Source organism: Telmatobacter sp. DSM 110680 (assembly GCF_039994875.1).
In the GTDB taxonomy this organism is placed as follows: domain Bacteria; phylum Acidobacteriota; class Terriglobia; order Terriglobales; family Acidobacteriaceae; genus Telmatobacter.
In genome coordinates this window covers 5,481,333-5,507,013 of sequence record NZ_CP121196.1, presented here as the reverse complement: position 1 = coordinate 5,507,013, position 25,681 = coordinate 5,481,333, and the positions used below count along the sequence as shown (strand labels likewise).

18 protein-coding genes are annotated in these 25,681 nt (G+C 56.5%); 7 read left to right on the top strand and 11 right to left on the bottom strand.

What is annotated here, in order from left to right:
- Position 1 precedes the first annotated feature (1 nt).
- The 5 genes from P8935_RS22665 to aroE form a co-directional block, all read right to left on the bottom strand.
- The gene (locus P8935_RS22665; protein ID WP_348262586.1) at positions 2-1,165 is read right to left on the bottom strand and encodes an FAD-dependent monooxygenase; all 1,164 of its coding nucleotides are present in this window, start codon (positions 1,163-1,165) and stop codon (positions 2-4) included.
- A 1-nt stretch (position 1,166) separates the two neighbouring features.
- Positions 1,167-1,892 (bottom strand): methyltransferase domain-containing protein, encoded by a 726-nt coding sequence (locus P8935_RS22660; protein WP_348262585.1) that lies wholly within the window; start codon positions 1,890-1,892, stop codon positions 1,167-1,169.
- A complete protein-coding gene (locus tag P8935_RS22655; protein WP_348262584.1) occupies positions 1,882-2,952 on the bottom strand; it encodes a type III polyketide synthase in 1,071 nt (356 codons plus the stop codon). The genes P8935_RS22660 and P8935_RS22655 overlap by 11 nt, the downstream gene beginning before the upstream one ends.
- Positions 2,953-3,112: 160 nt before the next feature.
- Complete coding sequence (locus tag P8935_RS22650) at positions 3,113-5,062, bottom strand: aryl-sulfate sulfotransferase (protein ID WP_348262583.1); 1,950 nt, start codon at positions 5,060-5,062, stop codon at positions 3,113-3,115.
- A 132-nt stretch (positions 5,063-5,194) separates the two neighbouring features.
- Entirely contained in the window at positions 5,195-6,751 is a 1,557-nt protein-coding gene (gene aroE / locus P8935_RS22645; protein ID WP_348262582.1) for a shikimate dehydrogenase, read from the bottom strand.
- Positions 6,752-7,049: 298 nt separating this feature from the next.
- Here aroE and P8935_RS22640 point away from each other — a divergent pair, with 298 nt between their 5' ends.
- Positions 7,050-9,056 carry a M3 family metallopeptidase gene (locus tag P8935_RS22640; RefSeq protein WP_348262581.1) on the top strand — a complete coding sequence of 669 codons (2,007 nt, stop codon included), beginning with the start codon at positions 7,050-7,052 and terminating at the stop codon, positions 9,054-9,056.
- Here the strand turns inward: P8935_RS22640 and P8935_RS22635 are convergent.
- The gene (locus P8935_RS22635) at positions 9,040-11,250 is read right to left on the bottom strand and encodes a tetratricopeptide repeat protein (protein WP_348262580.1); all 2,211 of its coding nucleotides are present in this window, start codon (positions 11,248-11,250) and stop codon (positions 9,040-9,042) included. The two genes, P8935_RS22640 and P8935_RS22635, sit on opposite strands and share 17 nt — an antisense overlap.
- A gap of 528 nt (positions 11,251-11,778) precedes the next feature.
- On the opposite strand from P8935_RS22635, the gene P8935_RS22630 reads away from it, so the two are divergent.
- The 3 genes from P8935_RS22630 (at position 11,779) to pgeF (ending at position 15,316) form a co-directional block, all read left to right on the top strand.
- On the top strand, positions 11,779-12,264 hold the full coding sequence (locus P8935_RS22630; RefSeq protein WP_348262579.1) for an MmcQ/YjbR family DNA-binding protein: 486 nt from the start codon (positions 11,779-11,781) through the stop codon (positions 12,262-12,264).
- Positions 12,265-12,511: 247 nt separating this feature from the next.
- Positions 12,512-13,867, top strand: coding sequence for a VCBS repeat-containing protein (locus tag P8935_RS22625; RefSeq protein ID WP_348262578.1), 1,356 nt, complete (start codon positions 12,512-12,514; stop codon positions 13,865-13,867).
- Positions 13,868-14,203: 336 nt separating this feature from the next.
- Positions 14,204-15,316 carry a peptidoglycan editing factor PgeF gene (gene pgeF, locus P8935_RS22620; protein WP_348262577.1) on the top strand — a complete coding sequence of 371 codons (1,113 nt, stop codon included), beginning with the start codon at positions 14,204-14,206 and terminating at the stop codon, positions 15,314-15,316.
- Between the two features lie 687 nt (positions 15,317-16,003).
- Here pgeF and P8935_RS22615 read toward each other — a convergent pair.
- Positions 16,004-16,300: an integration host factor subunit beta gene (locus tag P8935_RS22615; RefSeq protein ID WP_348262576.1), complete on the bottom strand. Its 297-nt coding sequence runs from the start codon at positions 16,298-16,300 to the stop codon at positions 16,004-16,006.
- Positions 16,301-16,515: 215 nt separating this feature from the next.
- Here P8935_RS22615 and P8935_RS22610 point away from each other — a divergent pair, with 215 nt between their 5' ends.
- Together P8935_RS22610 and P8935_RS22605 are read left to right on the top strand one after the other, a co-directional pair.
- A complete protein-coding gene (locus P8935_RS22610) occupies positions 16,516-17,283 on the top strand; it encodes a dolichyl-phosphate beta-glucosyltransferase (protein ID WP_348262575.1) in 768 nt (255 codons plus the stop codon).
- Positions 17,284-17,368: 85 nt separating this feature from the next.
- Positions 17,369-19,348 carry a SpoIIE family protein phosphatase gene (locus P8935_RS22605; RefSeq protein ID WP_348262574.1) on the top strand — a complete coding sequence of 660 codons (1,980 nt, stop codon included), beginning with the start codon at positions 17,369-17,371 and terminating at the stop codon, positions 19,346-19,348.
- A gap of 10 nt (positions 19,349-19,358) precedes the next feature.
- Here P8935_RS22605 and P8935_RS22600 read toward each other — a convergent pair whose 3' ends face one another.
- Together P8935_RS22600 and P8935_RS22595 are read right to left on the bottom strand one after the other, a co-directional pair.
- Complete coding sequence (locus tag P8935_RS22600; RefSeq protein ID WP_348262573.1) at positions 19,359-20,126, bottom strand: hypothetical protein; 768 nt, start codon at positions 20,124-20,126, stop codon at positions 19,359-19,361.
- Positions 20,127-20,282: 156 nt separating this feature from the next.
- Entirely contained in the window at positions 20,283-21,920 is a 1,638-nt protein-coding gene (locus P8935_RS22595) for an AMP-binding protein (protein WP_348262572.1), read from the bottom strand.
- 616 nt (positions 21,921-22,536) lie between these two features.
- On the opposite strand from P8935_RS22595, the gene P8935_RS22590 reads away from it, so the two are divergent.
- Positions 22,537-23,547, top strand: a complete 1,011-nt coding sequence (locus P8935_RS22590) for a G1 family glutamic endopeptidase (RefSeq protein ID WP_348262571.1) — start codon at positions 22,537-22,539, stop codon at positions 23,545-23,547.
- Positions 23,548-23,625: 78 nt separating this feature from the next.
- Here the strand turns inward: P8935_RS22590 and P8935_RS22585 are convergent, their stop codons facing one another.
- Both P8935_RS22585 and P8935_RS22580 read right to left on the bottom strand, forming a co-directional pair.
- The gene (locus P8935_RS22585; protein WP_348262570.1) at positions 23,626-24,645 is read right to left on the bottom strand and encodes a Gfo/Idh/MocA family oxidoreductase; all 1,020 of its coding nucleotides are present in this window, start codon (positions 24,643-24,645) and stop codon (positions 23,626-23,628) included.
- Between the two features lie 29 nt (positions 24,646-24,674).
- Positions 24,675-25,679: an aldo/keto reductase gene (locus P8935_RS22580; RefSeq protein ID WP_348262569.1), complete on the bottom strand. Its 1,005-nt coding sequence runs from the start codon at positions 25,677-25,679 to the stop codon at positions 24,675-24,677.
- Positions 25,680-25,681: the final 2 nt, after the last annotated feature.

Genomic DNA, 25,681 nt, shown 5'->3' with positions numbered 1-25,681 from the left:
TTCAGCTAATCGAAGCAGGCAGGTGGTCGATCAAGGTGAATGCGTTGCGTTGAGACCTCAACAGCGCGTGTTCGGGAATGCGCGTCGATAGAGCGATGCGTCCCATGGCGCCGGGAATTATCGATAGCAAAAACGGAGCGAGGATGCGCGCTCCCGATGTCACCATCGACCGCGACAGCGCCGATGCTACCCGCATTCCCCCGCGGAGTTGTTGTACGAGGCAGCGCGTGTAGTCGTCCACGTTCTTGCCGCCTAGGTACATTTCGGCAGCAAGAACGGCGCTGTGCAATGCAATCGACATGCCGTCGCCGGTAAACGATGGAATCACGGCAATCTGGTCGCCCAGGCGCCAAATGCCGTCCGCAGGGCCGCCGAGGTGGCCGTAGGGAATGGGTGAAATGGCCAGCGGTTTCTGCGATCGAGGTATTGCTCCTTGCAGTCGTTCACGGAGTGCGGGTACTTCGTTTTGCATTGATTCGAACAGGCCGTCCCATCCGCCGTGTGCGCGAAGGGTCTTTCGCAGAACGACGAGGCAGAGGTTGGCACTTCCGCCTTCGACCAGCGACAAACCGCCGTATCCGCCGCGAAACAGAAACAATTCCATTACTCCGCGCAATGTTTCTGAAGGTGCTTGAGGCAATTTCCAATGCATTTTGAATCCGACTAAATCTTCTTGCGTGGCTCCGTCGCGCTGCCATGCGTTGACGTCGTGCTTTCCTGTGGCAAGGAAGATGGTCTTTGCATGCATCGTCTCTCCGCCACGAATTTGGATGCGCCAGCCCGCATTGATCGCTTCAAGCTTGTCAACGAAAGCGCCGCGACGCACTTCGCACCCTGCTGCTTGCGCCTTCGCTAACAACACTTCATCGAGTACGCAGCGCGAAAGCGAGAGGGCGGTGAAGGGGAGACGAGCGTTGACTGAATGATTGCCGGAATGGAGGCAGACGCGCTGGATCGCCTGGGCTCCAAAGTCGAGCGGATCGATTCTGGCCTGCCGCAGATAATGAACCGCCTCACGGCTTAAGAATTCTCCGCACACTTTGTCGTGGGCTTCGCGTTCCTTTTCAAGCAGAACTACCTCGCGCCCAGCGGCGGCAAGACACATCGCCAGCATCGACCCGGCGAGACCGCCACCAATCACCAGATGCTCGATGGAATCGCGCATTTCAGTTACGCCTCTTTGTGCGTGCAACACATAGTCGCGCTGGCGTGAATCCCTCAATGACGACATCGTTCTCGCTCAGTCCGGCGGCTGCACATATTCTGCGCCAGTCTTCCGCAACGAAAGCGCGCCGAATCGAGACAGGGCCATCATGCTTTACAAACGGATGCAGTCCAACCAGTTTTGAAAAAGCATTCAACAGGTGATAGGGAATCGGCGCGCGAGAAAGATCGTTGATAAACCACCCGATGCGCGCATTCTCTTCCATCCATTGCAGAAACCGCACGATATCTTCTTCGGCAAGGTGATGCGTAAAGAGCGAGCTGATTACGATGTCGATGGGTTCGCTGGTTTCATAGCGAAATATATCTGCGCCGAGCCACTGGATCTTGCTTGCAGGGTGGCTTGCTTCGGCTGCGATTGCGACGGCGTCCGGATTCAGATCGCACCCCGTAAGGTTCGGGCAGATACCGCGTTGCTGTGACCACGCTTCGATCCGCCGGAGCGTGTCGCCATAGCCGCATCCCGCATCGAGGAGATTCAGTGTTGCGCCACATTTTTGTAAATCGAGAGAATCAAGCCAGCGGAGAATTGGCCGGTAGCCGAGAAACCATCGATTCAGCTTACTGAGATCTTGCAGGCAGGCTCGCATTTCTTCGCGGCTGCAGGGCTCGTCCATCAGCTCCGTGAGATCGGCGCGCCTCCTGAAGTCGAGCACCTCAGGCGGCATGGAAGAGCATCGTTTCCGCGGTCACGCCGGGCCCGAACGACATCGCGCATCCTTGCTGACCGGATTCAGCCTCTCGCAGGATGGTTTGCAGGACAAACATCACGGTTGCGGAAGACATGTTGCCGAACTGAGCAAGCACATCTCTTGATGGCCGCAGAGAATCTTCGCCGAGGCCCAAACCTCTTTCGACCGCATCCAGTACGGTTCGTCCTCCTGGGTGCACCGCCCATAGGTCAATATCGAGAGGGTTTCTGCCGGGCGTGATCTGGTTGCCCACTTCCTTCATGGCTTTTGATATTTCGGTTGGAACCTGACCAGAGAGATGCATATCGAAACCCATTTCGCGGATCTTCCACGTAATCAGGTGACTAGTCTCCGGAATGCGGAGCGCAAGAAAACTGTCAATTCCCAGGCCCTTGGGCTCGGCGCTGATCAGGGCCGCTGCGCACCCGTCGGCAAAGAGCAGGAACGACAACATCTGTTCGAGATTCTTTGTCTCCTGCAGGTGCAGCGTGCAGAGCTCGAGGTTTAGAACCAGCACTACCGCTTCCGGTACGGACCGCACGATGTGATGGGCCGACTTGAGAGCGTTGATGGCCGCATAGCAACCCATAAAACCGATCATGGTTCGCTCTACCGAAGGATTCAACCCGAGGTGATTCACGATGTCGTAGTCGAGCCCCGGCGCGTACAGACCGGTGCATGAAGTCACAATCACGTGGGTAACACGGTCACGCTCGTCCGGGGTCAGTCGCAGCTTATTGAGTGAGCAAACGGCAAGCTGCGGGGCGAACTTCTCAAAGGCCTCCATGCGGCGTGCGGTACCGGGAAAATTTCCGGTCTCGTAGAGGTTCTCCGCATCGCGCCATACCCCGTTTTCGGCCGAAATTGGCTCAAGAAACGAGTAACGATGTTCAATCGCGGACATCCGCACCATGCGACGAAACAGGGATCTCTGCGTCCCTTCGGGCAACATGCCTGCTGCAAACTCGATAAAGGCGTGGTGAACGTCGTGGGAGGGAGCTGATGTCGCAATTCGATTGATATAAGCAGTGGTCAAAAACGTACCTCGACGCGCAGAACTTGTGCGTTAGATATTGTTAGATTCATACGGGCGCCAAAGTGTCATCGAATTGCAATATCAATTTCAGTAAATCGTTCAGCCATCGTGGTGATGTTCAGGCCGTAAACATAGTCCGCACAAAGTAATCACCCGACGCCTACCACTGAATGCCGGGATACAGGCTCGGCCACCGGTAGGCATGGAACTGGTACGCATTGGGGGTGGTGCCCTGCCAGATCACCTGTGTTGCCTGCGGATTCAGTTCCTGAACGATGGCACCGGTTACCGCAGCGCTGAAGTTGGCATGAATGTCGCCGTTTGGCAGCAGATCGGCGTTGCCTCCAAAGAACGAGAAATAGCTTGGCGGCGGCTGATAGTGCGTGATCAACGTCGCCGTCATGGCACTTTCGTTCAATTCAAGCACGGGGATGGTGGAGTAGCAGGAGGCAAGTGGCGGCTTGAGTGGTGCACAGAAGACGGGGCCGCTCGGAAACATTCGATCGTTGCCATTGTCAAGCAATCCGAGGCGAAAGACTCCCGTAGTATTCGGCGAGAAGAAGCTCAGGCCATGTTGCGCATAGAACCAGTCGGTGGGGTCGGTGCCGCCCGCTAGCTTGAAGTCGCCGCCTTCGCCCAGCTTCCACATCACGTTGCCGGAGCCGGTGCCGTCGACGAAGTTGATCTTGATGATCCAGTTCTGGTGGCGAATTGACAACAGCAGATTGTGGTCGTCGATCGAATAGACCATGTCATTCGAGTGTGTCCAGTCCGGGAAATTCATCGGATGGCGGTTAACGTCGAGATGGTCGAAGGTGTTCCAGACCCAGTCGGGATTGCCGTTCGCGTCTACATCCACAATCGCGTCGCCAATCACCGATGTAGTTCCCGGGTAACCAGTCAGATTGCTGTAGCTCTTGTTGTAGGTGGCCAGCATTACCCAGTGGCCATTGGGGAGAGCGATTACGCTGTGGTGAAAACTCTTGAACGCGTAGACATTTCCGCTTGCATCGCGCAGGCTTGACGAAGCTAGCTTCTGGTTCAACGTGTCCATGGTGATCTCGCGAACCAGGTTTCCGGCGAGATCGACTTCCCGAACGTCGTTAACCAGGCCCAATGTCCCATTCACCGTGGTGGACGAAAGGTATGAGATTAGCATCAGCATGTTGCCGTTGGGCAAAAGCTGGATGCCTTGGATCAGATCGACGGTCGAGCCTTGGTAGAGATAGGTCCAGATAATGTTGCCCTGCAGATCGGTGGCGTAGGCCTGGATGACGTTGGAAGGGATGACGGTGTTCCAAATCTCGATGCCCGGCTGAGGAGTGGCACCGCTGGCAGAGCTGATCTGTACGGCGGGTGTCGGCGGCGGAATTCCAGTAGTACATGTGTGATCAACGTCGGAATAGGACGCACCGTTGTCGAGCGTGACCTTTGCGCGCATGTGGTAAAGCGTGTTTCCCATCATGCCTGCAACCAGCACCTTCACCTGGCCGCCCTGGGCTGCGCTCGGAACTTGCCAAGTGTTGCGTCCGTAGTCGGTCGTCTTTCCAAACTCAACAGATACCTTACCGGAGGACGGAAGATTGATGGAGTATGCGGCGACTAAGGGACTTCCAGTGGCGCCGGGGCAGGAGACCTGCGATCCGGGAATGATGGCAGCTACGGCAGTGGCATAATTCTGCGCTGGTGACGAAACCAATGCGGCGGTCACCGAAATGTTCTCGCCCTGGGTGATCACAGCGGGTGCGGTGTAGTTTCCGGATGTGTCTACCTGGCCGGTCGCAGGCGCCCCGCCTACGACTCCGTTCACCAGCCATTCGAGGGGGCCTCCGCCGGCGGCAGTCGCTGTGAATTGAAATTTCTGCCCCGTTGAAAGCGCTACGTACGTGGGTGAAATGGTCACGGAACCGCTTTGCGAGGGGGTTCCAGGTCCGCTGGGAATTACGGCATTGGGATTGACGAAGTAGCCGCAGCCAGAAATGAACGCAAGAGAACCAAAGATCAGCCGTTGGGCAACGCAGGCCCGAACGTTTCGAAGACAGCGTCGAAATCGCCGCGCCAGCCTCGTATCAAAGCCTCGGCTTACTTCAGGGGAAGGGGAAGTTCTCATGAACCAGTTTCAACCTAAATGGCGACAGGAAACATCGGCAACTGCTACAGCGCTGAGGTAATGGACGGTTAATTGGGCGTGACGGTGCTGAGCGATGCTGGGTTTTGTTTTGAATTAGGGAGTTTGGTACCGCTATGTGCGTTTGCGCAGTTCGTGTTCCACAACGCGCATCATCTCCGACTCCGGTGCGGGCTTGCCTGTCCAGATCTCGAATTGGCGCGCTCCCTGCTGCACAAACATTTCAAGCCCGCTGATGACGTGCAGGCCGCGCGACTTTGCGAGTTTCAGCAGCGGTGTCTCCAGCGGGTTGTAGACCATGTCGAAGACCAGCCCAGCGTTGAGCTCATTCTCCGCGATAGGAAGTGCCTGCTTGGAGCCGGCCATGCCGCATGGCGTGGCGTTGATCAGCACGTCGAAGTGCTGCTTTGCCAGCAACTCGTGTTTCAGCGACTTTGCCTTGGCCTGTCTAGCCAGGGACACTGCATGCTCGTGGGTACGGTTGACGACCAGCACTTCGGCGCCTTGTTCCACCAAGCCGAACACGGCCGCACGCGCTGCGCCCCCGGCACCTAGCACGGCGACACGGGCACCGTTAAGACGCAGACGCCGCTCCAATGGGCGGATCACTCCGGCCACATCGGTATTAAAGCCGTACAGCTTTCCGTCAGCGCCCATGCGTAGCGTATTGCAGGCGCCAATGCGCGACGTAAGCGGGTCCATGTTGGCAAGATGCGGCAGCACCTCAGTCTTCAACGGCATGGTGATGGCGCATCCGGCGAGGGGCAGTTCTAACGCCAGAGTCAGCAGGTCCTGCACGGACTTGGACTTCAGTGGGAGCAGGACGGCATTCACGACCTCGCGTCGAAATGCTGCATTGTGGAGCAGCGGAGACAGCGAGTGGGCGATCGGATTGCCTGCGACGCCGAAGACGCGGGTGGCGTGGTCGAGGTGCTCCAGTCGATAGACGTCGCGCAAAGTCTCGGCCTTTATCTGCCCGGGAGCAGTCTCGGTGCCTTCGGAATAGGAGGCAAATGTGAAGGCGGCTCCGGCTCTGGGGCCGAGCACCCGGCTGACTAGGCCTTCTTCTCCCATGGCGATGGCGACAACATGGGAGGCAAGCGAGCGGTCTTCAATGAGGCGGAGGACTGCCATATTGTCGACGAGGCTACGTGCCGTGGACACTACTTTTACGAAATCAGGCTTGAAGATCTCGATGCGGTCGGCGGCCTGCTCCAAGCCCTTGGTTCGGCTAAAGTCATGAAAACTGATGAGTACGGCGGCTCCTGCGGTACGGAGCTTACTCAGCTGGGCCGCTTTGCACTCCTCGGCTGACTCGACTTCGAGATCAATAATGTGGCAGCCGGCCTGGGCGGCCTTCGTCAGGATTTCGAGTTCTGCACTGAGGGGGCCATCAAATCCACCGCCGTGGGCCTTGCGGCGGCAGGTGGCGATCGCGGTGACATCTTTGTGTTCGCCCATGAACTGCTTGAGATAGGACACCGCATTGGCGGGTTTTGGTAGGGAATCTAACCGCAACTCTATGAATTTGAATTGTTTTGATGCGGTCTCTGCCCGATTCATCAATTCCGCCGGGGAACCTCCCTGGATCGCGACGCACAGCTTCCCGAGTCGCAGCCGGGGAGGGGCTACGGAAGTGGGAGGCGGCGCTAGAGTTTCGGAATGAGGCATATCTTGTCGATTGACGCATATTAGTGGGCCGGGGTTTCGTATGCAACAGCAAGATAAGCTCTTTCGTAACTTTTCGGGTCAAATTCCATGGCGAATTTGGTTGGATTATGCGCGATATACGTCACCAACACCAACTTGAGGGAAAGAGGCGCATGGTAACTCCAAACTTCCGATCAATCCCTACCCCCGACGATTGCTAATCTGACTTCTGCGCGTTTCGCAAAAGCAGCAAGTTGGCGGTGGAATGCGAGTTGTCGGTGGGATGTGGCAACCTAGAACTCGGAGGGTTTTTCACAAAATGCCTGTTGAGACCGTTGCTGCCGCTCAAGTAACGAAAGACGTTCATGCCTGGGAGGCCGGCGGAGCCAGTTCACCCGAGGCGCTGGCTGCATGGGTAAGCGCGAGGTTGGCAGCGCATGAGGCTGCGCTCGCGGCACTACTGGCGGTTGAAGGTCCGCGCACGGTCGATAACACTCTGAAGCTTTACGATGCGGCGATTGAGCATCTGGCTCTGGCCGGGGCTCAGGCAGGCGTGCTGAATTCGGTTGCGGCGGACAAGGCTGTGCGGGATCAGGCGCAGATGGAAGCGCAGCGCGTGGCGATGACTGGCAGCGCTTTGAGCCTGAACCGCGGAGTCTACGACGCGCTGGTTGCGATGGACATGACGGGAGCGAGCGCGGCGACGCAGCATTTTGTGGAGCGCACGCTCCTAGGCTATCGGCTGGCAGGCGTGGACAAAGACAAGGAGACCCGCGACCGGATCCAGGCGCTGCACGAGAAGGCGACCATGTCGTCGTTGGAATTCAGCCGCAATATCCAGGAAGGCGGAAAGACGATTGTTGCCACGCAGGCGGAACTGGAGGGCCTGCCACCGGATTACCTGGGACGGCACCAGCCGGATGCGGGTGGGCAGATTACGCTGACGACCGACCAGCCGGATATGCAACCGGTGATGACGTTTGCGTCGAATGGCGATTTGCGCGAGCGGATGTTTGTGGCTTACAACACGCGCGCTTACCCAGTGAACAAGCAGATCCTGCTGAACCTGTTGTCGACACGGCAGGAGATTGCAACGGTACTCGGGTTCCGCAGCTGGGCTGACCTCGCGACTGCGGACCAGATGATGGGGTCGGCGGCGAATGTGCGGGCATTTCTAGCGAAGCTCGAAGATGCAAGCCGAGAAGGTGCGGTGCGCGAGCATGAGTTGGTGTTGGATTTCGCGCGCGGCAGGCAGCCGGGATTGAAGACGATTGATATTACGAGCCGTGGTTATTGGTACGAGCAGTTCCGTCGGGCGAAGTTTGATTTCGATTCACAATCGGTCCGCCCGTATTTCCCGTATAAGCAGGTTGAGGCAGGCGTTCTTGAGACTGCAGCCAAGCTCTTCAAGATTGAGTTTCGCAAGTCAGATGCAACAGCATGGGATCCGGCGGTGAGTGTGTTCGATGTGTTCGAAGAAGGAATTCAGGTCGGGCGTTTTTATCTCGACATGCATCCGCGCGAAGGGAAGGACAAGTGGTTTTCGGCGGCGCCGGTGGTGACCGGTGTCCGCGGGCGCTATATGCCGGAGGCTGCGCTGATCTGTAATTTTCCCGGCGGTGATACAGATGATCCAGGATTGCTTCAGTACAGCGATGTGGTGACTTACTTCCACGAGTTCGGGCATTTGATGCATGCGATTCTCGGAGGCCAGACGGAGTGGGCCGGGGTTTCAGGCTTTTCGACGGAGGGTGATTTTATCGAAGTGCCGTCGCAGATGCTGGAAGAATTCTTCCGCGACGAGAAACTGTTGCAAAATTTTGCGAAGCACTACGAGACAGGTGAAGTGCTTCCGGCAGAGATCATTCGCAAGATGAAAACAGCGGGAGCATTTGGGCGTGCCGACTGGGTGCGCACGCAGCTCTACTACACCACGCTGTCACTCGATCTGCACGATCAGGATCCGGCGCAGATTGATTTCGATGAGATCACGAAGCGGCTCTACACATCGCTGGTGCCGTGGACCTGGCTTGATGGCAATCGCATGTATGCGAGCTTCGGACATCTGACAGGCTACTCGTCAAACTACTACACGTATGCATTCGACAAAGTGATTGCGCTGGACTTCTTTGGGCAGTTCGACACGGAGGATCCGCTGGGCTGCGACGCGGGAGCGCGATATCGAAAGCTGGTGCTGGAGCAGGGCGGTTCGAAGCCTGGTCGGCAGATGGTGCGCGATTTCCTAGGTCGAGATGAGGAGTTCTCTGCGTTCTCGAAGTGGCTGAACGAGGAGTTCGATAGCCAATTGATCAGCGCCACTGCGTAGTGCGTGCTGATTGCGGGCTGGGATCTTGTTCAGGAGCGGTGTGCGTACTTTTAGATTCCAGTGTCGCCGATTTCTGAAGTTCACTCTCAGCATCACGCGGCCGATCGATCTTCCTGTAGGCTTCAGCTAACTCGCGATGGTAGGCCGCATTGTCTTTGTTCAACTTGACGGCGGTCTCCAGGTTGTCTACAGCGGCCTTGATCAATCCAGACTGGTACTGCAGATGGCCCAGCAGATAGTACACCGCATCATCCTTCGATCCGGCTCTGGCAAGTTCAGATAACAGAGTTTGTGCCTGCGTTTTTTCTCCGAGATCCAAATCGATGCGAGCCAACGCAAACTTCGCTGCCGCACTAGTGGGCTGCAAACGCAAAGCTGTACGTAACTCCTGCGAGGCCTGGCGATAAAGCTTCCTGCTTGCATAGGCCTCTCCGATAAGTCGGTGTATCTCCTCCTCCTCCGGATGAGCAGTCTCAAGAGACAGCAATTGAGCCATCCCTTTTTCGTAATTTCGAGCGATCGCCATGGACCCGACATAAGCCAAACCCACCGGAGTCTTCGCATCCAGTGTCGCTTCCATGGGCTGCAGCACCTGAAAGACCTGAGCGTAATCCTGAATCACAAAAAGGCTCATGCCGAGCATCGAGCGAATACCGTCATCTTCCGGATGCAACGCGAGGGCCCTCTGCAGCGGGCCCACTGCATCTGAATAGTCGCCAGCGGCAAATGCTGCTCGGCCCCATTTGTTATCGATATTTCCAAGCTTGAAGTCCCAATGCGCGGCGCGCCGGAAATATCCGGCCGCGGTCCCAAAATCTCCGGCGGTTGCAGCATGGACGCCAAGGCTGTCATAGCTGCTGGCGATCATGTGTCCCGCGTCGCTCTCCAGCTTTTCCAGTGCCTCAACGTCTTCGGGGTTGGCTTCGTGCGTCTTTCCATCCTGTAACTTGAACACCGTGTTTCCATGCAGCCTCGACTCTGCTTGTTGCGCCTTCTCATTCAGCAGATCGCGCGAAATATCCAGTTCCTTACGGCCTTCTGTAAGATTGCCGGTCTTTATAAGCAGTCGGCCCAGGCAGAAATGAGCACGCTCTACTTCGTATTCGTTTTTTGCCGGAACCAGAGTTATTGCTATCTGCTTGCGGAACGCTGCCTCAGCATCATCAATCTTTCCCAGCTCTGTGTAGAGTTGTCCCAGAAGCGCATAAGCCGCCGTGCTCAGCGGATCAAACTCAATGGCGCGCTTCAAATCTGATTCCGCATCTCCAAACCTGCGCTGGATCAGTTCGATTCGGCCGAGAGCTATATAAGTCAGGGGCTGTCTGGGATCGACCGCGAGTTCTTTGCGAAGCTCTGGCTCTGCCTCGTTATAAGACGGCTCGCCGGTCTGCATCATGTATGTGGCGCCTAAAGAGAAGTGGGCGCCAGGCAGCAGGTCATTTTTCGCAATCGCCTTTTTGAATTCATGGATGGCGTCTTCGTAGAATGTCGCCTGCCCGTAAAGTCGGCCGACCTTGAAATGAAAATCCGCAGTGTCCCCGAATTTGCCCTGTATATCCGAGAAAATCTTCGCTGCATTAGCCTTATCGCCAAGCGCGAGGTAGGCTCCTGCCAGTGCGTAGGAACTTTCGAATCCGGGTTGCAACGTGGCCAGCGTCTTGAACTGTTCCACCGCCTCTTTGTATTCACCCTTGCCCATCATTGCCTGCGCCAGTAGAGAGATTGCAGCGGGGTCGGCAGGCTGCCCGCTGCTCTTCAGCAATTCCAGCGTCGTAGAGGCCAGCGTTTTGGCGCGGCCCCAATCAAACCCGTCGAGAGCCGCTCCGGCGTAATCCAGGTTCAGATCAATGCTCTCCGGCATTAGTCCTAGCGCCTCATCGTAGACGGGCACCGCATGCGCATACTTACCAAGATTGGCCCGTGCATTGGCGATTTGATGGAGCAGCATTGCCAGAAAAACCTTGTGCTCCGCATCCGCCCGTGCAAGGTCGCCCTCTTCTTGCAGCCGGAACGCTTCGTCGTAGTGCTGCTGCAACGACGATTTGGGAGAGCTTGGGGACTGTTCCGTCGCATAGGCACCATGCGAGACGCCGGTCAGCAGCAACGCAGCAGAGAAAAGCCACGCATCGCGCACGGATGGGCGAACCCAAGCCGACGTAGCAGCCTTGCGGCCTTCGCATGCAATGGCTCTCACTCTGACTCTCCGGTTCTTGCTCGAAATCCTGAAAACAACTGAACAATCCGTGGGAAAAGCTGCGCGTCGCCGATGGGGTTGAAAGCGAGATCATCCTATAGGACCGCTTCTCTCGCGCACCATCATAATTTTCGGTTTATTTGTGAGACGTATCCGGGAATCTAAGGCGAAAAGCAAGTCCTGGATATGCCGTCGAGACTGGAACGAGGCCGCGCTCAATTGCGATCCGAGCCCCTTGTTTAGAGTTCCGCCGAATCACGGCGCTTACCAGAGCGTTTGAAGTTGAAAATTAGCGAGCGTCTCAATCCCGAAAATCAGCATCTAACTTTTCATGCCGGGAGAAGGCTGACCGAGTGGAAAACTGGAACAGGGTATACAGCGAGTCAACCGCAAGTCCTTCCTGAAAACGCAGATAACTGGATAGGGGATCAATAGGATGCCCGATCGTGCGTAGATCATCGTTTCGACAGAATGTCCGTGGGTTTCGCAAGAAAAGCGACAAGTGAAAACAACAGAGGAGTAACGATTGTGACTGCATCTGATTTCCGCCGGATTGCGTTGAGTTTGGAAGGCGCTGAAGAAGGCTCGCACATGGGCGCAGCAGATTTCCGCGTAGGGGGAAGAATTTTTGCCACCCTGGCTGCAGAGCGGCACGGATATGGCAACCTGATGCTGAATCCGGAGACGCAGGCAGCTTTCCTGGCTGATCAGCCCGACGCGTTTCTTCCCGTGGCAGGTACATGGGGACGCAACGGCGCGACGCATATTCGGCTGGCGGTCGCGGACAGCGAGACATTGACGGGCGCTTTGCGAGCGGCATGGAGATTGCGCATCGAAAAGAATCAGAATGCTCGCCAGAGCGCTATTAATTCGGCCAAGAGAAGGAGTGCGGCTCTCAGCAGCAATCCTGAATTGATGCTGCTGGACAAACGGCGCAAAGCGGAGATGCGCGCGCGGCTTACGACTCCCCAGATGCTGGAGAGCGTGAAGCGTCGTTATGGGCTGCTGGACTGATTGCTGTCCCTCGATCCGAGAGCCGGCCTGATTGGTCGGCTCTTCACTTTTATTTCCTTCCTTGCAACTCTTCGCGTCCTCGTCCATTGAGAAAACCCATCTTGCCGCGACAGCGTGTGCGCATTGGCTTGCGTGCGTGACCCCGCGCGATTGAGAATGGCGTGCGAGATCACAGAGCAGATTCGGAATTCGCGCAAAGATCTAAGTTCGATACGCGCTTTCGTTTGACGCCGGTTCCGAAGACGCAGTGTTCGCTGAATTCAAGGCAGCAGAAGCCGGTTCACGCAATGGAAAGGTCCATGTCATGGCACTCAAAGCGCGTTTCGCGTTTCTCGCAGTTTCCCTTTTGATTTTCGCTACGTGGGGCGCAGCGCAACCGGAAAAAAAGACAACGGCAGGCGGCGGACCGGGGGGCGCGGCGCAGGTGACATTTTCGGCGCATCGTCTGGGCACGGATCATGCGGAGGGCGTGACCACGCTGGACATGAATGGAGACGGATTTGCCGATATTGTGAGCGGCGCTTACTGGTACGAGAATCCCGGAGCGAACGGCGGCGAATGGAAGCGCCATCAGTATCGCGAGGCGGGGACGCTGGGAGAATTTGTTTCTGACTGCGGCGAATGGACCATTGACGTAAATCATGATGGCGCGCCCGACATCGTAACGGCCGGCTGGATGACGAATGGGATTTTCTGGTATGAGAATCCTAAAACGCTAGGAGCGGAGTGGAAGAAGCACTTCATCACGGACAGTTACGACACTGAGGGCGGAGTGATGGCAGACGTGAATGGCGATGGCGTGCCCGACCTCGTGTTTGCACATTACAACCACTCGGGAATTATCTGGATCGATTTTTCGGGACCGGAGCCTAAAGTCCATCACGCGGGCAATCCCGAGCAGGATGGCCACGGAGTGGGTGTTGCGGATATCGACGGCGACGGGCTAGCCGACATTTTGACACCCACAGGATGGCTGAAGCAGGTTGACGCCAACAAGAACGATTGGGAGTGGCATCCTGACTGGCAGATGGGCGACGCCGGATTTCCGATTATTGGGTATGACGTGAACAACGACGGCAAGATGGACGTTATCTATGGGCATGGGCATAGCTATGGGCTCTACTGGCTGCAGCAGGTCGGCGAGGGAGACAATCGCCACTGGGTGGGGCAGGCGATTGATGAGTCCTTCTCGCAGGTTCACGCGCTGAAGCTTGTGGATATCGATGGAGATGGAGAGCCGGAACTGCTGGCGGGCAAGCGATATCGCGGGCACAACGGGAATGATCCAGGCTCGTACGATCCACTGGTTATCTACTACTACAAGATCGGTCGCAAGACGGGGTCTTTCAGCCGTTATCCCATCAGCGTGAATGGGACGGCCGGGGCTGGGACGCAGTTTGTAACCGAGGATTTGGACAAAGATGGCGACATCGATATCGTGGTTGCCGGGAAGACCGGGGTGCATCTGCTAGAGAACCTGCAGATAAATAAAGTCCCTAAGAATCAGCGGGAGAAAGAACTTATTTTAGACAAGAACTGGCCGTTCCCAGGTGAGGGCCCAGAGGTGAAACAAGACGAGGCGCCACATCTACCCAAGCAGTAAATCATTCAAAATAAGTAAGTTTATCGCCAAGAGTATTGCGTGGAAGGTGGGATCGAGAGATTTTAAGCAGAAGCTAGGCGTCGCCCTCTTCAGCGTACTTCACGAATGACAAATAATTTTTTGTACAAGGGGGGCAACGTTTGATTGGGTGGCGCATCTCACTTAGTAATTAGCAGAGGCTTCCTCGAATTTGGCCCTTCCAAGAAAGGCAACTACTCCTTTTAAGGGTCTGTAATAGACCCCTTCTCTCGACCCCTTCAGGACCTCCCTCCTATAAAATGCCTCTCGAGCGGGCTCACCGGAAGGTGGGCCCATTCGCTCTCTCTGCTGAGCTAATTGGTCCCCGCTACAATCGAACTTGTGAAGCAGTCCATTCCCACCCCACGTATTAAATCCAATAAATCCGACGAGAATGTGCGGCCGATTGACGATCTGATCAAGGTCGCCGGGCTGGTTCGCAATCGCCGCAACTCAGCGCCGGGAATAACGTCGCGGCTTCGCCGTCTTCGCCAGGAAACTGCGAGCGGAGAAGAGCTTTTTGCACCGACACCGGTGCCAGATGTCCTGGGAAGCGGAGTGGGGTTGCTTAAGGTGACTGCGTGGCGCGACAGGAAGTCGTTGAGCAAGTGGCTTTGGCATGGATTCAGCACGCGAGTGGGCGGGGTGAGCCGGGCTTATGCCACCGAGGATGCTCCAGGAGAGTTGAATCTCGGATTCACCGCAGCGGACGGCCGTGATGCAGTGATGCAGAATCGCAGACTGCTGGCGGAGGCTGTGACTGGATCGTCGAACACGCCCATTGTGACGCTGCGGCAGTTTCATTCGAGTCTGGTGGTGGTTGCGGGTAAAGGGGATGCGGATCGTGAGCGTCCGTGCAAGGCAGATGGCGTGATCACCGCGGAGCCCGGAGTTCTGATTGCAATTCAAACCGCAGACTGCATTCCGGTGCTCGTGGCTGATCGTAAACGTCGCGTGGTCGCGGGTTTCCACGCGGGCTGGCGCGGAACCGTAAAGCGCATCGTGGAAGTCGGAGTTGGCAGAATGCGATTGGAGTTTGGCTCGCAGCCGGAGGATTTGATCGCCGCGATCGGGCCGGGCGTCGGGCAGTGCTGCTATGCGGTAGGGGAAGAAGTTCTTTCGGAATTCGAATCGCAATTCAGCTACGCGCGCGAACTCTTTCGCGAAGTTTTCGATTCCGATCAGGTGCGCAAGAAGTATCCGTTGCTGTTTCTGACGCAGCGTGCCCCGGGACATTCGCCAATCGGTCCGGCGATGCATCTCGATCTGATTGAGGCGAATCGGCGGCAGCTTCTCGACGCAGGACTGAAAGTTTCAGCGATCAGCACTACCGGCGGATGCACGAGTTGCCACACGGAACTGTTCTTCTCGCATCGCGCCTCGCACGGGCATGCAGGGCGGATGATGAGCGTGATCGGGATGCGCGGCTGATGGTCACTCGACTGGTGCCGCGCGAAACGTGACCCAGTAGTAGCGACGCCAGCAGAACATGCATCGCACCGCGTGAAATGGCAAGAAGCAAAGCCACTTATCAAATGGACGCAATTCTGCCTGCTTAAATCGGACCGAATTACAGCGGGGACATTTGCATCTTATCCAAAGCACCTGAAGTGCCCAGTTGGACCAGTGCCAACTTTTCACATCCATATTCCCAGTATTCCTTTCGCACGAGTATTCACCTCTTTATCGTTGATTTCTGGAGGCGCGCCTTCGGATCCGCTTCGGTTGCAGCGGCAACCAATGGTCGATCGTCCGGTCGATACAGATGTATCTCAGTCCTACATTCGAGTGCATTGATAATCCTTCGCATTCGCCTTCTTCATGAGACTCATGGCAGTTCAGTCGTTCAGTTGATTGCTTGGAAGACACTCGTCTGGAGCGAAGCCTGGATTGCAAAGGGCGAGAAGGGTAATAATCAACTACTTCCTTCAAGCTTACGCTCAACAAAGTTAGAGTGCCGAAGGCTGCATTGGCAGACCTGCGCCGCCAGCTCGGTGTTCCAAGGGCTCAGAACGCGGAAAAGCTGCGACCGAGAAATGGGTCGCAGCTTCGCTTTGAGGTCGCTTTAAGTCTCTCATCCGAGACGAGCAACGCACGAGACTGGTGCTTATAAACGACCTAGGCTGCCGGTGCTGCTTCTCCGGGATTTACCAGGTCGCGCAACTCTTTTGATGGCTTGAAATACGGAACGCGCTTGGCGGGAACTTCCACGCGCTCTCCGGTCTTCGGGTTGCGGCCAATGCGGGGATTGCGCTGGCGAATTCGGAAGGAACCAAAGCCGCGAATTTCGATCTTGTCGCCGCTTTGCAATGCAGAAATCACCGAGTCAAAAACCGTCTCCACGATGACCTCGCCATCGCGGCGAGTGAGATCGCCCAGCCGGGTAACCTTTTCCACCAGATCTGCCTTCGTCATGTCCTCGGGCCTCCGTACCACAGGATAAACGCATTCGGCACAGGGAGTTAAGAAAAAACCAATTCTTCTGTGGAATTGCCCGCCGGCGAATCGCCAAACCAAGCCCGGTCGCCGTTCTTTTTCGTGAGGGGCGAACATCGGGGTAAGGCTAGGCGTTATGATGTCCTGAGTCTTTCGTCGCCGGCCCCGTTATCGCGTTAAGGAGCGGATCGTTCGTGCAGTATCCGAAATACAGCATCGTCATTCCGGCGTACAACGAGAGCGCCCGCATTCCGGCGACTCTGAAGTCGGTAATCGCCGCTGTCCGCGCCAACCGCTGGCCCGCGGAAGTGATTGTTGTCAATGACGGTTCAACGGATGCAACGGCGAAGCTGGTGCGCGATTTTGCCCTCAGCGCGCCCGAGGTCCGGCTGCTGGAAAACCCCGGAAATCGCGGCAAAGGCTACAGTGTTCGAGCTGGAGTGCTCGATGCGCAGGGCGAGATCATCATGTTTACCGATGCCGATCTGTCGGCCCCGATGGACGAGGCCGACCGCCTGTTTGCCGCCATCGCGAACGGCGCCGATATCGCAATTGGATCGCGGTGGCTGGAGAGTGGACGGCAGGTCCACCGCCAACCCCTTTACCGGCAGTTTTTCGGACGCTGCTTCAACGCAGTCTGCCGCATGGTGATGCAGTTGCCGTTTGCCGATACGCAGTGTGGTTTCAAGGCGTTTACGCGGTCCGCGGCGCAGACGGTTTTCCAGCTTCAGACGATTGAGCGGTGGGGATTTGACCCTGAAATCCTGTTTATCGCCATCAAACGCGGATTCCGTGTGGTCGAGGTTCCGGTAAGCTGGGCCCACGACGAGCGTAGCCGAATGAGCTATTTGCGCGACGGGTTGCAGATGCTTAAAGAACTCGCGATCGTTCGCTGGAATGCGCTGACGGGGCGATATAACAAGTCGACTAAAGCAATTCTTCGCACCGGGGAGACGCGGTAGCCGAACCGATCAGGCCGTTTCTATGTTCTCTTTGCGTCCGAATGTTAGCTGATGGGCAGGAATTCCTAGGAAGGTAGTCGGACTCATGTCTTGGCGCTTCGCGTCGCGTTTGCTTCGATGTCTCCCGCTTCTCGCCTTCCTGCTTCCAGCTTTCGTCGTGCCGTGCGCGCATCCCCAAAACTTCGATGCTTCCCGCCTTCTTCAGCCGGCGAGCCTCGGCGACGTGAAGTGGCTAGTTCAGGCTGGCGACAATCCTGCCTACGCCGATCCGAACTTTGATGACTCGCACTGGCAGGTGTTCGATCCGCACAAGTCGATTGATGCGTTGTATCCGCAACTTCCCGCAGTGGTCTGGTATCGGCTTCACATCAAGGTTGATCCCGCGACAAGCGGCCTGGCACTAAGTGAGTGCCTCATTTCGCAGGCATTTGAGATTTATGTAAACGGGCAACGATTGATGGTACTGGGAAGTGTTTCGCCGTGGGTCGCGTACACGTCGAATGCAAGGGTTCTGGTACCAATTCCTGACCAGATGAATGCGGGTGGAGAACTGGTGGTTGCGATGCGGGTTCACATCGGCAATGTTGAATGGCACGGTCAGCAGCCGGGATATTCCGCGTCGAACCTTTCGATCGGCCAGGAACAGACGCTCTATCGCGACAACTGGCTTACGGCGATCGGAGCTAATGCCATGGATTGGCTGGATCGCGGACTGGTGATCCTGCTTGGATTCGTGGCGCTGGTGCTGTGGATGTCGCAACGGCAGCAGACTGTGTATCTCTGGATTTTCGCGGTGGGTGCGCTGATTCTCTTCGAGACGCCTTTACCTTTCGTTACTACATTTCACAATATGCCTGTGATCTGGGAGTTGTTCGGTTCGCTTCCACGGCTCGCGGCGCCTTTCATCTGGGTGTCCTTGTATTTCGCATTCGTGCATCAGCGCGTTGGCTGGGTGTGGCGCATCATCCTTCTGCTCACGGGAATTGCGGACTTCACGGCTGGACTTCAGGGATGGTTTATTACTCTGCCAGTCCAGTTGCAGGCCCTAACCGGTCTCCCGTTCGTTGTGCTTCTTTCAGTAGTCATTCCGATTGTGCTGATCATCCACTGGCGACGCGGAAATCGTGAAGCCGGTCTTCTTCTTGTTCCTGTCGTTCTCTTCAGCTTCTACATTTATGCCTTGGTAGTTTTCAGTACGCTCTTTCAGTCTCCGGCGTGGCGGCAGACAGCGCTTCGTGGACTGAACCTGATCGATCGACTGCCTGCTGGGCCATTCTCCGTTTCGCTGCATAGCCTTACCGGAATGCTGTCGACGCTTACGCTGTCCATTATCATCCTGCGGCGGTCAGCGAACATTAGCCGGAGACAGGCGCAGCTTGAGGGCGAACTGGCGGCGGCCCAGGAAGTCCAACGCGTTCTGGTCCCAGAGCATACTGGCGCTGTACCGGGTTTCAAGGTGGAGTCGGCCTATGTGCCGGCGCAGCAGGTTGGCGACGATTTCTTCCAGATACTTCCGGACAGCGAGGCGGGCATTCTGATCGTCGTTGGCGATGTCGCAGGCAAAGGTCTGCCTGCCGCAATGCTGGTGTCTGTGCTGGTTGGCGCGATTCGTGGAGTGGCGGAATTCACGAAAGATCCTGCCGAACTGCTTTCAAATTTGAATGAGCGACTCGTGGGGCGCGCTGGCGGTGCATTGTCTACAGCGCTCATAGCCCGCATCAGTGCGGATGGGCAGGTCACCATCGCGAACGCCGGGCATTTGTCTCCCTATCTCGATGGAAAAGAAGTGGAACTTCCCGGAGCGTTGCCGCTCGGGGTCGCAAGCTCCGCGAAGTATGAGTCAACCGAGTTTCACATGAACATCGGCAGCCGTCTTACGTTCTATTCCGACGGGGTGATTGAGGCACAAAAGCCGGGTGGCGAATTGTTTGGCTTCGATCGCGCGCGGGAGGTCTCTATGAAGTCTGCGGCTGAAATTGTTGAGACGGCAAAGCGGTTCGGGCAAGAGGACGACATCACTGTCGTCACGGTCACCAGAACCGCTGCGGTCGCGACTGCCGCTTAGCATTCAGGGGCTACGCGGATCGCTCTCGACCCGTCTCTTCATCGTCTGACAACCCTTCGCTATCTACGTCGCCGGGCAGTTCACGTCCCGGATCTTTTCTACCAAGTGCCTGGTCGGCGGGAATGACGCGCACGGTCTGCACGCGTAAAACGCCGAGTAACTGCACGTTGCGGGGTGTGTCATTGAGGGTATCTTCGCGAATGTGGTCGCCGGGGTAGGACCTGTCTTCCGCCGCATACTCATAGGTTACGGCGCTTTCACCAAAGTCAGCGTTATGTTGCGCCAGGATGGATTGTGCTTCAGCCGTGCGGTCGCCGGCCTGAACGGTGACGACGGCAGCATCCTTTCCCCTCCTGAAACGATGCGCGAAGTAGCGAGCCCGATCATCGGGAATATTCATGGCTGTAAACGAACCCTGCAGATCGGAGGTATCGTCGTAACCTTCGTCGTATCCCTCGTCCAGGCGTTCGGCGGCCGGCGGAATGACTTTGCGATTTGCAGCATCGCCGGGTGCTTCATCTTCCTTTCGTGCTTCAGCTTCGCTGCCGCTGAACCATGACTTGATCTTGTCCCAAGTCGAGGGCTCCTTGTCCTCCGTTTCGAAGACGATTGTGTTGCCGAATGTCGAGGACTCGCCGGTGTATGAGCCGTGATGTGCGACGCCGAGGTGGGCGGATGAGAAGCCTGCCTTCTGCAGCGCATCGACCGCCTTGCGGGCATCGCTGCTGTTTTCAAAATAAGCGGCAAGGGCGCCGGTAGAAAAATCTGTCTGAGCCATAATTACCTCCAGGGGTTGGTGAACAAGATCGTACAAACGTAACAGCGCTGCACATGAGCGCCGTCCCACTGCTCTCAAATCTTGCGTCTTTCCTCTTGCTGAAGTCTTAGGATGCCGGGATCGATTTCCGGGCAATCGAACGAATCGAAAAATTCATCAGGCGGTTGCGGTGGTTGCGATAGATTGCAGACCGCGCGCTTCGATTTCGAATTCGCGGATCTTGTACTTCTGAATCTTTCCGGAAAGGGTAGCCGGGAATTCATCAACGAACCGCACGTGCTCGGGGATTTTGTAATACGCGATTTGCGATTTGCACCACTCACGGATTTCGCCTTCGGTGGCTTCGGCACCGGGGCGCAGACGGACCCATGCGACCACGATCTCGCCGAGACGCTCATTAGGAATTCCTACAACCTGGACCTCGCCGACTTTGGGATTGGTGTAGAGGAATTCTTCAACTTCGCGGGGGTAGATGTTTTCTCCGCCGCGAATGATGACATCGCGCGAACGACCGGTGATGTGAATGCAGCCATCTGCGCGCATCACGCCGAGATCCCCCGTGTGCAGCCAGCCGTCAGGCTTGACCACATCGGCGGTTCCAACAGGGTCGCCGTCGTAGCCCTTCATCACCGCGTATCCGCGCACGCAGAGTTCGCCCTGCATTCCGATGGGCAAACGCGCTCCGTCAGTGGTGGATATTACCTGGATTTCAGTTTGTGGCATGGCTCGGCCCACGGTGTTGACGCGAATTTCCAGCGAATCGCTGGCGTCGCTCATGGTGACAACGGGTGAGGTTTCAGTTTGACCGTAGGCGATAACGAGCTCGCCTATGTGCATCTCATTGAGCACCCGCTTCATGAGCTCTACAGGACAGGGTGCACCGCTCATCATGCCGGTGCGCAGGCTGGTGAAGTCGAAGGTGGAGAAATCGGGCAGGCCGAACTCTGCGACGTACATGGCGGGTACGCCGTAGACCGAGGTGGCCCGTTCGTCGTGCACGGCTTGCAGGGTGGCGCGGGCATCGAAAGTCCAGTTGGGCAGGATGAGTGCGGCGCCGGAGTTGAGGGCACTCATGGTCCCTATGACGCAGCCGTAACAATGGAAGAGCGGAACCGGCACAACGATGCTATCAAGTTCGGAGTAGTGGAACCCGTGGGCGAGGAATTGTCCGTTGTTCACTACGTTGTGGTGCGTGAGCATCACGCCTTTGGGCAGGCCGGTTGTGCCGCTGGTGTACTGGATGTTGGCGACGTCTTCGACAGCAACGCGATCGGGCAGTTGGCCGGGGGCATCGAGGAGCGCGGGCCATGCGGGCGAGTCGAAGTAGATGGTGTGCTGTAAATCAAGTCTCAATCCGTGGCAGGCGCGTTCGAGTATTTCCTGATAGTCGGCGCGCTTATCCTGATGCCAGAGAAAAATTGCTTTCATGCGTGACCGCGTCAACGTGTATTGCAACTCGTGAGAGCGATAGGCGGGGTTCACGTTGACCAGCGCGACGCCTGCGCAGGCACAGCCCATGTGCAGCATAACCCACTCGATGCAGTTGGTCGACCAGAGTCCGACACGATCGCCACGACGAATTCCAAGCGACCATAAACCGCGAGCGACGCGATCTGCGGCGTCGCTGAGTTGAGCCCAGGTCATGCGGCGGGATTGATGACGCGAGGCTAAAGCTAGACGATTGGGATAGCGGCTCGAAGTGCGATGGAGGAGATCGCCGATAGTCAGGTTGAGGAGGGGGCGGTCTTCCCCATGGCTGTAGCTCAGGGTAGCTAACTCTTCATCGACAGGCATTGTAGAGGCTCACAATTTCCAAAGTGTAACCGGCTTCTGCTCGCTCGACATGTGATCCAGCACACCAATAAATTGCAAAATGGCACGCTGAATTGGTGCGTGCGACGATTTACCCGGCAAAGCAATGCAATTGGCTGAGCAAATTTTTGTAAGAACTAATGTGTTCGAAATTTTCTCGAAGGAACATTTACAACCTGTAAACGGATGGATGAATCAAAGAGGCAAAGTCGTCCACCTTGAATCTCATTCCCCTTCTCTCTGTAAGTCGAAAGAAGCTTTTGCTTGTTGCCTGGGAGCAGTGAAATTAATTGCCGATTGAGGTAGTGATTTCCTGCTACGGATGCCCGAGTTCTTGAGTACACCCACGGCAATGCCGCGGGTGAAACTCGAGGCTATCAATGGGCCTTACGATGCAAGCTCAGATTGAAGGGAGTGTAAGAATTAACTGCTCTAAGTAATTGCGGAATACTTCTGTGATTACTTATTTCGCAAGTTCCCCAAACAGCCGACAAGAGTGGTCGAGCACTAGACCTCCCCCGCGTAACCAGAGGCTCGATCTATGGCAAGTTTTTGCCAACCGGCACAACTGCGGCTGCTACCGCAGCCGGGAGAGGTCATGACCAAATCAATTCCACATTCACTCGCAATGGCGGCCGTGCTCGCAATCGGCTGCCTCGCCGCTGACGCTCAACAGTATTCCACGGCGGTTGCATTGCCGGGAGTCCCCAACATCACGACTTACAACAGCGTCCCTGAGGGATTTGATCCAGCGGCCGCTTCCGACACAGAACTCCAGCAGTTTGGTTTTCCCAAGCGACCGGATATCAGCGATACAAAAGCGTATGGCCGTTGGTTGCAGGCTGTGTCGGTCACCCGTATCACTCCGGAACTTGTCGTCAATACCGGTCGATACCACCGTCCAAATCAGCGTGTAGGACAGTCCACCGTAGTTGAGAATACGACGCATAGTAGCTCAGGCAATTGGAGCGGATGGTCCCTCATCGGCGGCAGCCCGGTGTTCGACGAGGTGGTTGGATTGTGGGTTGTTCCCAATGTGGGCAGCTCTACTTCGACCACGAATGGCTTCATGTCGGAATGGGTAGGCATTGACGGCAACTGCAAGTGCAACGACTTGATTCAGGATGGAACGGAGCAGCAATTCACAGGAGGAAAGGCGACCTATTACGCATGGATCGAATTTATTCCCGAAGCAGAAGTTATCGTCAAAAATCTTACCGTCGCGCCGGGCGATGTTATCTACGCATATTCGGCGGTCGCGGTACAGAGCGGGAAAATCGTGGGCGTCTACTACCTGGCGAACTACAACACAAAGAAGGCTGTATCGGCAACGATCGCCATTCCCCCAAAAACCACCTTCTCCGGATTGTCCGCTGAGTGGATTGTTGAACGAACCGAAGTGAACGGTTCATTCACCAATCCGTTGCCGAATTATGCGTACGCGTACATGGATGATGCCTGGGCGTACCGTTCCGGTTCTTCCCACGCCATCGACTACACAGCCGAGGCGAACGAAAACATCGTAATGGTGCAAGGCACAACGCAATTGTCGAAATCCTTTGAACAGGATGCGGACTCAATGTGGTTTCAGTGGCTAGCCTATTTCTGATGTTGAGATAGAGACAGACAACTAAAAAGGCCCCGATGAGGGGCCTTTTCATTGGCGGAAGCGTGGCAAACTCGCCAGCTAGTTTGCCGGTTTCTCCCACTGCAGTGTTTCGGTAGATTTAAAGATGGCTTCGATGACGGCCATATTGGCGATGGCTTCTTCCAGGGGTACTGGAACTTCGCCGCCTTCAAGGACGGCGCGGGAGAAGGCATTCCCCTGCATGGTGTACTGGTCGGCAGTTGGGAATTCTTCAACCTTGATGCCGCTGCCGAACAATTCACCGGTTTCGTCGATGAGGATGCGGGTGGGGCGGTCTATGGGTGCGTTGAATGGGATTTGCATCTCGATGCGACCGGTGGCGCCGAAGAACAAGACCTTCTGATAGGGAACCAACTGCGTGCTGCAGGTGAAGATGGCGTGGCCTGCTTCAAAGTCGAGCATCGCTGAGGTGAGACGGTCAGTTTTGAAGTTTGGGTCGCGGTCGATCAGGCCGATGACGCGGCGAGGTTCCGCGCCGAATCCATAACGCGCAGCCTGGATGCAATAGCAGCCGATGTCGAGCAGCGCGCCGCCGCCGGACTCGATGTGATTGCGGATGTTGGCGGGATCGTCGTTGAAGTAGCTGAAAAATCCTGCGACTGAACGCAATTGGCCGATGCGCCCTTCGCGCAAGAGTTTGGCAACGCGCAGCCATTGCGTATAACTGCGAATCATGAAGGCTTCGCCGATTTTGACACCGGTGCGAGCACGGATAGCCAGCAGTGTTTTGGCTTCGGCAACCGTGAGGCTGATGGGTTTTTCACAGAGAACGTGCTTGCCGGCTTCGGCAGATTTGATGGTCCAAGGCACGTGCATCTGGTTGGGCAGGGGATTGTAGATGGCGTCGATGTCGGGATCGGCGAGCAACTCTTCGTAGGATCCATAGGCTTTGGGGATACCGAGCTTGGCGGCTGCGGCCTGCGCTTTGGAAAGATCACGCGAGGCGATGGCGTCCACAGTGGTGTACTGGGCGTGTTGCATGGCCGGCAGGACTTTTCTGATTCCGATGCTGGCAGTGCTTAGAACACCCCAGCGCAGCTTCTTCGACATGGAAGCCATGATAAAGCAGCGCGGCCTCGCCAGCGCGTCTAGTGGCCTTGCGAATTTGCTGCAAGCGAGTGGCGAATGAACTGGAGTTCCGAGGGCGAGAAACGGCACTGATCGATAGCGCGCATGTTGCTGTGGAGATGCGCGGGTTTCATCATCGACGGAATTACGACCGAGATGCCAGTGTCGCGAATGATGCTGTTCAGGACAAATTCGGGGAGCAGCCCTTGGTCACGCGCGTCGAGTTTCTCGCGCAGGGGTTGCGGGACGGCTGGATCCTGGCGGAGACGGTCGATCAGGGTGCGACAGTTGGCGATTCCTTCGGCACCGCCGAAAGGGTGGTTGGCGATGAGCATCAGCGACTTCGCAGCGTCGAGGGTTTGGGATGCGAGGTGCATCGAGAAAGGATTCATCGGAAATTGGGCTGCTTGCAGAACCGGTGAGTGCTGCCCGAACACAGTGCGAATGACATCACCTTCCCCGGATACTCCGGCGAGGCGCACTTTGCCGGTGTCGACGAGGCGGCGAAGTTCTTCAAGGATATCTTCGTCCTGGAGGGCGCCTGCGGGCGGACCATGCATGAGAAGGATATCGACGTAGTCGGTCTTCAACTCGCGAAGGCTGGTTTCAAAACTCGATCGAAGCGTGGCAACAGAAAACTGGCCGGGCACGAACTGATCGGCTGCATGCTTTCTCACCATTCCGCGAAGCTGTGGGACGATGCCGAGCACAGCACGCGCTAGAGGCTTCACTCTTTGCTTCCAGCCGCCGGGATTTCCGGGAAGAATGCCGAATTTTGTGCAAAGAACAACGGAACTGCGGCGACCCGTGCTGAAGAATTCGCCGAGCAGACCCTCGCAAGCACCGTAGCCATAGGAACGCGCGGTGTCGTAGAAGGTGATGCCGGCGTCGTAGGCGGCGCCCAGAGCGGCAAGTGATTCGCGACGTCCGGCCCGTCCGAGCATGGCGGCGCAACCAAGGCCGATGACCGACACGTTCTTCAAAGGTGTCGACTGGCCGGAGATGTTGATATCACTTGTGCGCATTG

Coding starts and splice junctions, on each gene's coding strand:
- P8935_RS22580 (WP_348262569.1), bottom strand. CDS start 25,679: ATGCGCACAAGTGATATCAACATCTCCGGCCAGTCGACACCTTTGAAG.
- P8935_RS22650 (WP_348262583.1), bottom strand. CDS start 5,062: ATGAGAACTTCCCCTTCCCCTGAAGTAAGCCGAGGCTTTGATACGAGG.
- P8935_RS22600 (WP_348262573.1), bottom strand. CDS start 20,126: ATGGCTCAGACAGATTTTTCTACCGGCGCCCTTGCCGCTTATTTTGAA.
- P8935_RS22605 (WP_348262574.1), top strand. CDS start 17,369: ATGTCTTGGCGCTTCGCGTCGCGTTTGCTTCGATGTCTCCCGCTTCTC.
- P8935_RS22595 (WP_348262572.1), bottom strand. CDS start 21,920: ATGCCTGTCGATGAAGAGTTAGCTACCCTGAGCTACAGCCATGGGGAA.
- P8935_RS22615 (WP_348262576.1), bottom strand. CDS start 16,300: ATGACGAAGGCAGATCTGGTGGAAAAGGTTACCCGGCTGGGCGATCTC.
- P8935_RS22590 (WP_348262571.1), top strand. CDS start 22,537: ATGACCAAATCAATTCCACATTCACTCGCAATGGCGGCCGTGCTCGCA.
- P8935_RS22665 (WP_348262586.1), bottom strand. CDS start 1,165: ATGCGCGATTCCATCGAGCATCTGGTGATTGGTGGCGGTCTCGCCGGG.
- aroE (WP_348262582.1), bottom strand. CDS start 6,751: ATGCCTCATTCCGAAACTCTAGCGCCGCCTCCCACTTCCGTAGCCCCT.
- P8935_RS22640 (WP_348262581.1), top strand. CDS start 7,050: ATGCCTGTTGAGACCGTTGCTGCCGCTCAAGTAACGAAAGACGTTCAT.
- P8935_RS22660 (WP_348262585.1), bottom strand. CDS start 1,892: ATGCCGCCTGAGGTGCTCGACTTCAGGAGGCGCGCCGATCTCACGGAG.
- P8935_RS22585 (WP_348262570.1), bottom strand. CDS start 24,645: ATGGCTTCCATGTCGAAGAAGCTGCGCTGGGGTGTTCTAAGCACTGCC.